This window comes from Hymenobacter sp., assembly GCF_035709525.1.
Taxonomy (GTDB): domain Bacteria; phylum Bacteroidota; class Bacteroidia; order Cytophagales; family Hymenobacteraceae; genus Hymenobacter.
Window position 1 is genome coordinate 1 of record NZ_DASTEP010000102.1, and the last position, 8,432, is coordinate 8,432.

Below are 8,432 nucleotides of genomic sequence, written 5' to 3' on the forward strand. Positions count from 1 at the left end.
AAAAACGTCCGTCATGCTGAGCTTACCGAAGCATCTCTACCGCTTCCTCCAACGGTACGGTAGAGATGCTTCGGTAAGCTCAGCATGACGGACGTTTTTCGTCTATCTCAGAATCTTACAGCGCTCCTAGCGCCTGCTCCAGAGCCGCAATCTTCGCCTCGGCGTCGGCCAGCTTCTGGCGCTCCTTCTCCAATACTTCGGGCTTAGCGTTGGCCACGAATTTCTCGTTGCCCAGCTTTTTATTGACCGAGTCGCGGAAGCCGATGGCGTACTCCAGCTCCTTGGCGACGCGGGCGCGCTCGGCGGCGGGGTCTACCGCTATTTCGAGCGGCACGAAAAACTCGGTGCTGCCCTGCACGAAGCCCACGGCGCTGGCCGGGGCCGCATCCACAAACGACAAGTCGCTGAGGTTGGCGAGCTTGCGGATGAGGCTGGCGTAGGTCTGCACCTCGGCGGGCGCGTCGGTTTTCACGGCCAGGGCTACCTGCTTGGTCGGGCCGATTTTATTTTTGTTGCGCACGTTTTGCACGCCGGCCACGATAGCGAGGGTACGCTCCATTTCGGCCAGGGTGGCGGCGGTGTCGGCCGGCGCGGTGGCTTTGGGCCAGTGTGCCACGCACACGTAGTCACGGGGGCCGCGCTCGGCCAGCTCGTGCCACAGCTCTTCGGTGATGAAGGGCATGAAGGGGTGTAGCAGCTTGAGCAGCGTTTCGAGGAAGCCCACGGTCACGCGCAGCGTCTCGGCATCGATGGGATGCTGGTAGGCCGGCTTCACCATTTCGAGGTAGTACGAGCAGAAATCGTCCCAGACAAGCTTGTACACCGCCAGTAGGGCGTCGCTGATGCGGAACTTCTCGAAGTGCTCGTCAATCACCGCGATGGCTTCAGCCAGCTTGGCCTCAAACCACTTCACGGCCTGCGCGTTGACGAAGGGCAGGCGGCTGTCGGCCTCCCAGCCCTTTACCAGGCGGAAGGCGTTCCAGAGCTTGTTGTTGAAGTTGCGGCCCTGATGAATCAGCTTTTCGTCGTAGAGCAAATCGTTGCCGGCCGGGGCCGAGAACAGCAGGCCGGTGCGCACGCCATCGGCACCGAAATCGCGGATGAGGTCGAGCGGGTCGGGCGAGTTGCCGAGCTGCTTGCTCATCTTGCGGCCCTGCGCATCGCGCACGATGCCCGTCAGGTACACGTTGCGGAAGGGCACCTCCTTACGGTATTCCAGCCCGGCCATAATCATGCGGGCAATCCAGAAAAAGAGGATGTCCGGCCCCGTCACGAGGTCGTTGGTGGGGTAGAAATAGTTGATATCGGCGTTGTCGGGGTCGTCGAAGCCGTCGAACACCGAGATGGGCCACAGCCACGACGAAAACCAGGTATCGAGCACGTCCTCGTCCTGGCGCAGGTCGCTGGCTTGCAGGTTGTTATTACCGCTTTGCTCGCGGGCCAGCCCTAGGGCCTCCTCCGCCGTGAGAGCCACCACGAAGGTGCCATCGGGCAGGTAGTAGGCTGGGATGCGCTGCCCCCACCATAGCTGCCGCGAGATGCACCAGTCGCGCACGTTTTCCATCCACACGCGGTAGGTGTTCTTGAACTTGGGCGGGTGCAGCTTGATGGTGTCGTTCTCCACGACTTCGAGCGCGGGCTTGGCCAGGTGCTCCATTTTCAGGAACCACTGCAAGCTGAGCTTGGGCTCAATCACGGCCCCGGTGCGCTCCGAGGTTTGCACGATGCTGGCGTACTCCTCGATTTTATCGAGCAGCCCGGCCTCCTGCAAGTCGGCCACGATGTTGCGACGGGCCGCGAAGCGGTCCTGGCCCACGTACAGCTCGGCTTTCTCATTGAGCGTGCCATCATCGGCCAGAATATCGAGCACCGGCAGGTTGTGCCGCAGGCCGATTTCGTAGTCGTTGAGGTCGTGCGCGGGCGTCACTTTCAGCGCGCCCGTGCCGAAGTCCACGGCCACGTAGTCGTCCTGAATAACCGGGATTTCGCGGCCCAGCAGCGGAATGCGCACGCGCTGCCCGGCCAAATCCTGGTAGCGCGGGTCGGTGGGGTTCACGGCCACGGCCACGTCGGCCATGATGGTTTCGGGGCGCGAGGTAGCCACCGTGAGGAAGCGGTCGGGCTGGCCCACTACCTCGTAGCGCAAATGGTACATCTTGGCCATCGTGTCCTTCGGAATCACTTCCTCGTCGGAGATGGCGGTGCCGCCGCGCGGGTCCCAATTCACCATGCGTACTCCGCGGTAAATCAGGCCCTTGCGGTACAAGTCCACGAACACGCGCAGCACGGCCTCGGTCAGCTTGGGCTCCATTGTGAAGCGCGTGCGGCTCCAGTCGCAGCTGGCCCCGAGCTGCTTGAGCTGCTCCAGGATGATGCCGCCGTACTTGTCTTTCCAGGCAAAGGCATGCTCCAGAAACTGCTCGCGGCTGATGTCTTTTTTCTCGATGCCCTGCTCCTTGAGCATGGCCACTACCTTGGCCTCGGTGGCGATGCTGGCATGGTCGGTGCCGGGCACCCAGCAGGCTTCCTTGCCCTGCATGCGGGCGCGGCGCACCAGCACATCCTGGATGGTGTTGTTGAGCATGTGGCCCATGTGCAGCACGCCTGTCACGTTGGGCGGCGGTATCACGATGGTGTAGGGCTGCTTGCGGGGGTTTACGGTGGCTTTGAAAAAGCCCTGCTCCTGCCAGCGCTGGTACCATTTGGCTTCAACGTCGGCGGGCGAATAGGTTTTAGCAATCACAGATTCAAACGGATTTGTCGGATTAAACGGATACGCCTGCTACGCAGGCTGGCTGCGTGGCTAGTACAAGTAGTAGCCGGCAAAAGTACGGCGAGGCTTTTTGCCAGTAGCGCGAACTTTGTAGTTCGCGTTTCATCCGTCAGCTACGGGGAAATGAAAACTATGCAGCAACCCAACTCAGCGGAAACTACTGCCCTACTCGAAGTATTCCGAATCTGCCTCATCAATTCGATTATGGATAAGCAGCAGATTATTGCTAGGGCTGATAAGCAGATTGAGCAAGAAGCCGAACCGCCCTACTATATTATCGAGCTTGCCCTGAGCGGAAGCAAGAACATCAACGATACCATTTCTATCCTCCACAATCTTGTTGGGGAAGACAAGCCGCAAATGTCCGGGCGCGCAGTTCTTGGCTATCTCTATCAACACTATACGGCTAATAATCTGTCATTACGGCAGGTCGCCAACACTATTTACTGGCTGGGCGTGCACTGTGAGTTCTCAGAGGAAGAGCGTTATTTTATGCACAGCATAGATAGCGAATATGACCTTGCGGCCGATGGCTACGGGTATGGCTCAATTGAGGAGGCTAAGAAGCAAATAATTCGCTTTACTGCTCTTTACGAGGCTTTCAAATTAGAAAATGCCCACCAGTGGCCGGAAATCGACAAGGCTATTCCAGAATCAGCACAAGCTTTTTATCAAAAGTTTAAGTACCAGTAAACAAAGCTCCTATTCATCTACAATGCCCCTCACCTTCCCCCCACCCACCGCCGCCCGCGACGACCTCGACGGCCTGCTGCTGCTCGGCGGCCAGCCCACCGTCGAAAACCTACTGGCAGCCTACGCGCAGGGCATTTTTCCGTGGCCGGTGCCGGGGTGGCCGCTGGCCTGGTTTTGCCCGCCCAGGCGAGGCATTTTGCGTCTGAATAAGTTGTATATGGGCCGCAGCCTGGCGCGGGCGTGGCGGCAGTCGCCGTGGCGCATCAGCTTCGACGAGGCCTTTGGGCAGGTGATGCGGGCCTGCCAGGCGCAGCCCCGCCCCGGCCAGGACGGCACTTGGATAACGCCGCAACTCGTGCGCGGCTACGAGGCGCTGCACGCCGCCGGCCACGCCCACAGCGTGGAAGTATGGGACGGCGACGAATTGGTAGGCGGCCTCTATGGCGTGGCCGTGCGGGGCGTATTTGCGGGCGAAAGCATGTTTCACCACCGCGCCAATGCCTCCAAGCTGGCCGTGCTGGCGCTGGCCGAGCACCTGCGGGCGCGGGGCAGCGCGTGGTTTGACATTCAGCAGCTCACGCCGCACATGGCGGCGCTGGGCGCGGAAGAGGTGTCGCGGGCGGAATTTCTGGCGCTGCTGGCGGCCGAGCAGGATGCTACCCGGCCGCTTTTTTAACAACTGGCGGGGCTACCGGAAGGCCGGCGCGTAGTCGCGGGCAAACGCGACAAAGTCGCGGGGCGGCTGGCCGGTGGCCTGCTGCACGCCGGCCGCTACCACGGCGGCCTCACCCCGGTGGTAGTGCGCATAGTCTTCGAGCAGGCCTTCGGCTTGCCACTCGGGGAAACCCGCCTCGGCCAGGTATCCGCGCAGGGCGGCGGGCGCCACATCAACAAACGTTACGGGGTAGCCCACTGCCGCAGCCAGGTGAGCCGCCATTTCGGCGTGGGTGAGAGCAGCCGGGCCAGTGAGGTTATACGTCTGGTTTTCGTGCCCCGGCTCGGTAAGGGCGGCAGCAGCCACAGCGGCAATGTCGCGCACATCAATCACACTGATGCGGGCCTCACCGATGGGCGCAAAAAACTGCCCTTGTGCTTGAATACTACCTTTAAAGGCCAGCAGGCCCTGCATAAACAGATTGGGACGCAGGAAAGTAAACGTCAGCCCCGCCGCTCGAATAGCCTGCTCCACGGTGGCGTGGTAACGCAAAAACCGCACTGGCGAGGCCGCATCGGCCGCCCATTGCGAGAGCTTCACTAGGTGCGGCACGCCCGCCTGGCGCGCCAGCTCCACAAACCGTAGCTGCTGCGCCTCGGCCTGCTCGGTCGAGTTGGTGAGCAAAAAAGCGCGTTCAATACCTGTCAGTGCTCTTTGGAGGCTGGCGGGGTCGTCGAAATCGCCCGGCACTACCTCGGCACCGGCGATGGCGGCTAGCCGCTGCGTGGCCGGGGCACCGGGCTGGCGCACCAGTGCCCGAAAGGCGATACCCCGCTCAGCCAGGGTCTGTGCGAGGGCTTGGCCCACGGTACCCGTAGCCCCGGTCAGGAGGATGGTAGGTGCGGAAGGGGGAACTTGCAAGCTGTGCATAGGGTAGTAGCTGCGTAGTAAGCTCCGCTAAGAGCTTGGGTTGAGCACGGCAGGAGTTTCCTGCCGCCGGGCCGGCGCACCACCCCTGTAGGAGCTGGCGCGTTTGGTATCCGGGGCAAAATTGCCGCGTATTTCCCCCGGCCAATTGTAAGAAAACGCCGTTTGCCATGCCCACTCCCCTGCCTGCGGTTCACGAAGAGTTTTGCGCGCCGCCCGCCAGCCTGCGGCCGGTAGTGCAGCAGCTGCTGGTGCTCACGGCCACGGGGCCGGCGGCCGTAGTCCGCACTATTCTGCCTACGTTTCAGGTAGTGCTACTCTTCAATCTGGGGCCGGCGGCGACCATCTGGTTTGCCGGCGGCCCCCCGCAGTGCCTGGCGACCACGCTGGTGGCCGGGCCGCTTACCACGGCGGTGCAGTACCGGCTGCCTTCAGGCGCGTGTTTTGGCCGTTACGCTCACGCTCAGCGGTTTTTACCAGTTGTTTCAAGTGCCGGCCGAGCACCTGCGCGGCCGCTTCATCGACCCCGATGCGCTCGGCACGGCGGGCTCGTTTGCTCAGCTTTGGGAGCGCCTGCAAGTGGCTAGCTCACCCGCCCAAATGGGGCAGCTGTTAGCCGCGTTTTACCAGTCGTGCGTGCAGCCTTTGCCGGCTCCCCAGGCCGAGCTGCTAGGACATCTTCCCCTGCTGACGCACGCCGGCCCCCTGGGTGCCCTCAAGGCAATCGCAGCGGCCAGCCGGCTCTCCGAGCGCGCAGTGCAAGTCCGCTTTCGCAAATATTTTGGCTTCTCAGCCAAAGAAGCCACCCGATTTCTGCGTTTTCGGCGGCTGCTGGCCGAAGTGCAGCGCACTCCGGCCCCCCAGCCCGACTGGCAGGCCCTGCTCGAACGATACGGCTACTACGACCAGAGCCACCTGATTCACGACTTCACGCATTTCTTGCAGCAGCCGCCCAACAAGGTACTAGCGCAGCTGCGCACCCAGGAAGTCATCTGCTTCACCTTCAGCAGCCTACTCGATTAACGCATAAAGGCGCCCCGCCGCTTCTCAGCCCGCAGGACGCCTCTTTTGTGTCTTCAACTAATGGCTTGTACCGTACACCCTACCTGCCGCTTGGGCCGGGGTTGTGCCAGCGTAGCCGGTCTTTAAGCGGCCGTTTTGTGCAGCCAGGCCTGCTTCTGGGTCAGGCGCTCGCGGGTTTCGCGGTGGTCGGGGTCATCTACGCAGCAGTCGACGGGGCACACGGCGGCGCACTGCGGCTCTTCGTGAAAGCCCACGCACTCCGTGCATTTGTCGGTCACGATGTAGTAGTACTCGTTGGATACCGGGCGCTGGGGGGCGGTGCCGCCCACGTGCTGGCCGTCCAGGGTTTCCACTTCTTTGAGCTTGGTGCCATCGGCCCAGCGCCACTGGGCGCCGCCCTCGTAAATGGCGGTGTTGGGGCATTCCGGCTCACAGGCACCACAATTGATGCACTCGTCGGTTATCATGATGGCCATTGCCTTCGTCTCCTTTTAGATTGAATAGTTTTGCTGGTCAAAGCTGCCCGGCTATACGTAAGAATGCCGGGGCCGTCTGCTTTGCGCCCCAAAGTTAGGGGCCAGTTGCCCTTGCCGCTACTTCTCTTTATGCTGAACCACGCTTCCCGCCTCGCCGCCTTCGCGGCCCTGGGCCAACGCCTCGCCGCCCTCACCCCCGACGAGCTCACCGACCTCGCCGCCCGCGCCCGCAACCGCAACGGCTGGTTTGACCTGCCCAACGTGCGCGCCGCCATCACCGGCATCGCCCACCTGCTGGCCGAGCCCCAGCTCAGCCAATGGGCCGGCCGCTACCCCACCGAGCCCGCGCAGCCCCGCCAGGTGGGCGTGGTGATGGCCGGCAACATCCCGCTCGTGGGCTTCCACGATATGCTGTGCGTGCTCGTGAGCGGCCACACGCTGCTGGCCAAGCCCAGCAAGGAAGACACGGTACTCATGCTCTGGATTACCAAGGAATTAACTGAAATCGAACCAGCTTTCATCGAGCGCATTCAGTTCGTGGAGCGCCTCAACGCGGCCGATGCCTTCATCGCCACCGGCTCGGATAACACGGCGCGCTACTTCGAGTATTATTTCAAAAACAAGCCCCACCTCATCCGGCGCAACCGCACCAGCCTGGGCATCCTCACGGGCCGCGAAACGGCCGAGGAGCTGGCCCAGCTCGGCCCCGATATTTTTCAGTATTACGGCCTGGGCTGCCGCAACGTGAGCAAGCTCTACGTGCCCGAGGGCTACGACTTCGTGCCCCTGCTCGACGCGCTTCAGCCCTACCACCGCGTGCTCGACCACCACAAGTACCAGAACAACTACGACTACAACAAAAGCATTCTGCTGGTGAATGCCGTGCCGCACTACGACACCGGTTTCCTGCTACTTACCGAGCGTGAGGCCATCGTGTCGCCCATCTCAGTGGTACACTACAGCACCTACACTCAAGAGATTGACCTGCTCGACCAGCTCACCAACGTGGCCGCCCAAACGCAGTGTCTCTTGTCGGCGGGCGGGCGCTACCCCGGCTCGTTCCCGTTTGGCCGGGCGCAAAGCCCCGGCGTAGCCGACTACGCCGATGGCATCGATACGATGGAGTTTTTGGCGGCTGAGGTGTAAAAGAGAGTGTTTATTTATGAATTTTTGGTGAAAAATTTTTAATCAAAATTCATTGCCTGCACGTATGCCCGGTAGTAAGTTGCACAGTAAACCCATCTCCGCTGCTGCTGGCCCTGTTTGGCTGCTGCGAGTCCACCCCGGCCAGCGGTTTGCCCCACTCTTTCCTTACGCCCAACTATGTTTTACCTTCCCACCGACGAGGCGGTTGAAACCATTGACCGTGAACAGCTTACTGAGCTAGAATACGTGCACGACGACGTACTGGCCCACGACCCTGACCAACAAAAACGCCGCCGCGCCGACGCCGAGCGTGCCGTGCTACTCACCAACACCAACCACACCAAAACCACCATTTTCTTCCGCACCGCCGACGGCCAAACCAAGCGCGTGCGCGCCATAGTGCTCACCGCCCACGCCAACTACTTAACTCTAAAGGGTGATATAAACCTGCCGCTACGCGCGGTGCTGGGCCTGGAAAGCTAGACCGCAGCTTCAATCCGGACCGCAGATTCAAACGGATTTTTAGGATTTAACGGATACGCCCGCTGCGCGGGCTGACGATGCGAACGCAGGGTAGCCTTCGGCTAACCTTTAAAGAGCTGGCGAAGCCGCTCCTGCGTTCGAGTAGTCAGCCCGCGCAGCGGGCGTATCCGTTTAATCCTAAAAATCCGTTTGAATCTGCGGTCCGGATTGAAGCTGCGGTCCGGTACGGTTATAACAGTGCCAGAGTACGCGCTAT

The 8,432-nt window shown here is 61.4% G+C and carries 8 protein-coding genes; 5 read left to right on the forward strand and 3 right to left on the reverse strand.

Features of this window, described 5'->3' with window-relative positions:
* Positions 1 to 115: 115 nt before the first annotated feature.
* Entirely contained in the window at positions 116 to 2,743 is a 2,628-nt protein-coding gene (locus VFO93_RS08690) for a valine--tRNA ligase (RefSeq protein WP_325133970.1), read from the reverse strand.
* A 162-nt stretch (positions 2,744 to 2,905) separates the two neighbouring features.
* Between VFO93_RS08690 and VFO93_RS08695 the strand changes: the two genes are divergently transcribed.
* Both VFO93_RS08695 and aat read left to right on the forward strand, forming a co-directional pair.
* Positions 2,906 to 3,466 carry a hypothetical protein gene (locus VFO93_RS08695; protein ID WP_325133971.1) on the forward strand — a complete coding sequence of 187 codons (561 nt, stop codon included), beginning with the start codon at positions 2,906 to 2,908 and terminating at the stop codon, positions 3,464 to 3,466.
* A 22-nt stretch (positions 3,467 to 3,488) separates the two neighbouring features.
* Positions 3,489 to 4,142, forward strand: a complete 654-nt coding sequence (gene aat, locus VFO93_RS08700; protein ID WP_325133972.1) for a leucyl/phenylalanyl-tRNA--protein transferase — start codon at positions 3,489 to 3,491, stop codon at positions 4,140 to 4,142.
* A 12-nt stretch (positions 4,143 to 4,154) separates the two neighbouring features.
* On the opposite strand, the gene VFO93_RS08705 is transcribed toward aat, so the two are convergent.
* Positions 4,155 to 5,051: an SDR family oxidoreductase gene (locus tag VFO93_RS08705; RefSeq protein ID WP_325133973.1), complete on the reverse strand. Its 897-nt coding sequence runs from the start codon at positions 5,049 to 5,051 to the stop codon at positions 4,155 to 4,157.
* Between the two features lie 441 nt (positions 5,052 to 5,492).
* Here VFO93_RS08705 and VFO93_RS08710 point away from each other — a divergent pair, with 441 nt between their 5' ends.
* Positions 5,493 to 6,071 carry a helix-turn-helix domain-containing protein gene (locus VFO93_RS08710; RefSeq protein ID WP_325133974.1) on the forward strand — a complete coding sequence of 193 codons (579 nt, stop codon included), beginning with the start codon at positions 5,493 to 5,495 and terminating at the stop codon, positions 6,069 to 6,071.
* A gap of 122 nt (positions 6,072 to 6,193) precedes the next feature.
* Here the strand turns inward: VFO93_RS08710 and VFO93_RS08715 are convergent, their stop codons facing one another.
* Entirely contained in the window at positions 6,194 to 6,547 is a 354-nt protein-coding gene (locus tag VFO93_RS08715) for a 4Fe-4S binding protein (protein ID WP_325133975.1), read from the reverse strand.
* Positions 6,548 to 6,676: 129 nt separating this feature from the next.
* Here VFO93_RS08715 and VFO93_RS08720 point away from each other — a divergent pair, with 129 nt between their 5' ends.
* Together VFO93_RS08720 and VFO93_RS08725 are read left to right on the forward strand one after the other, a co-directional pair.
* Entirely contained in the window at positions 6,677 to 7,693 is a 1,017-nt protein-coding gene (locus VFO93_RS08720) for an acyl-CoA reductase (protein WP_325133976.1), read from the forward strand.
* Between the two features lie 177 nt (positions 7,694 to 7,870).
* Positions 7,871 to 8,176, forward strand: a complete 306-nt coding sequence (locus VFO93_RS08725; protein WP_325133977.1) for a hypothetical protein — start codon at positions 7,871 to 7,873, stop codon at positions 8,174 to 8,176.
* The last annotated feature ends 256 nt before the right edge of the window (positions 8,177 to 8,432 follow it).

Coding starts and splice junctions, on each gene's coding strand:
- VFO93_RS08720 (WP_325133976.1), top strand. CDS start 6,677: ATGCTGAACCACGCTTCCCGCCTCGCCGCCTTCGCGGCCCTGGGCCAA.
- VFO93_RS08725 (WP_325133977.1), top strand. CDS start 7,871: ATGTTTTACCTTCCCACCGACGAGGCGGTTGAAACCATTGACCGTGAA.
- aat (WP_325133972.1), top strand. CDS start 3,489: ATGCCCCTCACCTTCCCCCCACCCACCGCCGCCCGCGACGACCTCGAC.
- VFO93_RS08705 (WP_325133973.1), bottom strand. CDS start 5,051: ATGCACAGCTTGCAAGTTCCCCCTTCCGCACCTACCATCCTCCTGACC.
- VFO93_RS08695 (WP_325133971.1), top strand. CDS start 2,906: ATGCAGCAACCCAACTCAGCGGAAACTACTGCCCTACTCGAAGTATTC.
- VFO93_RS08715 (WP_325133975.1), bottom strand. CDS start 6,547: ATGGCCATCATGATAACCGACGAGTGCATCAATTGTGGTGCCTGTGAG.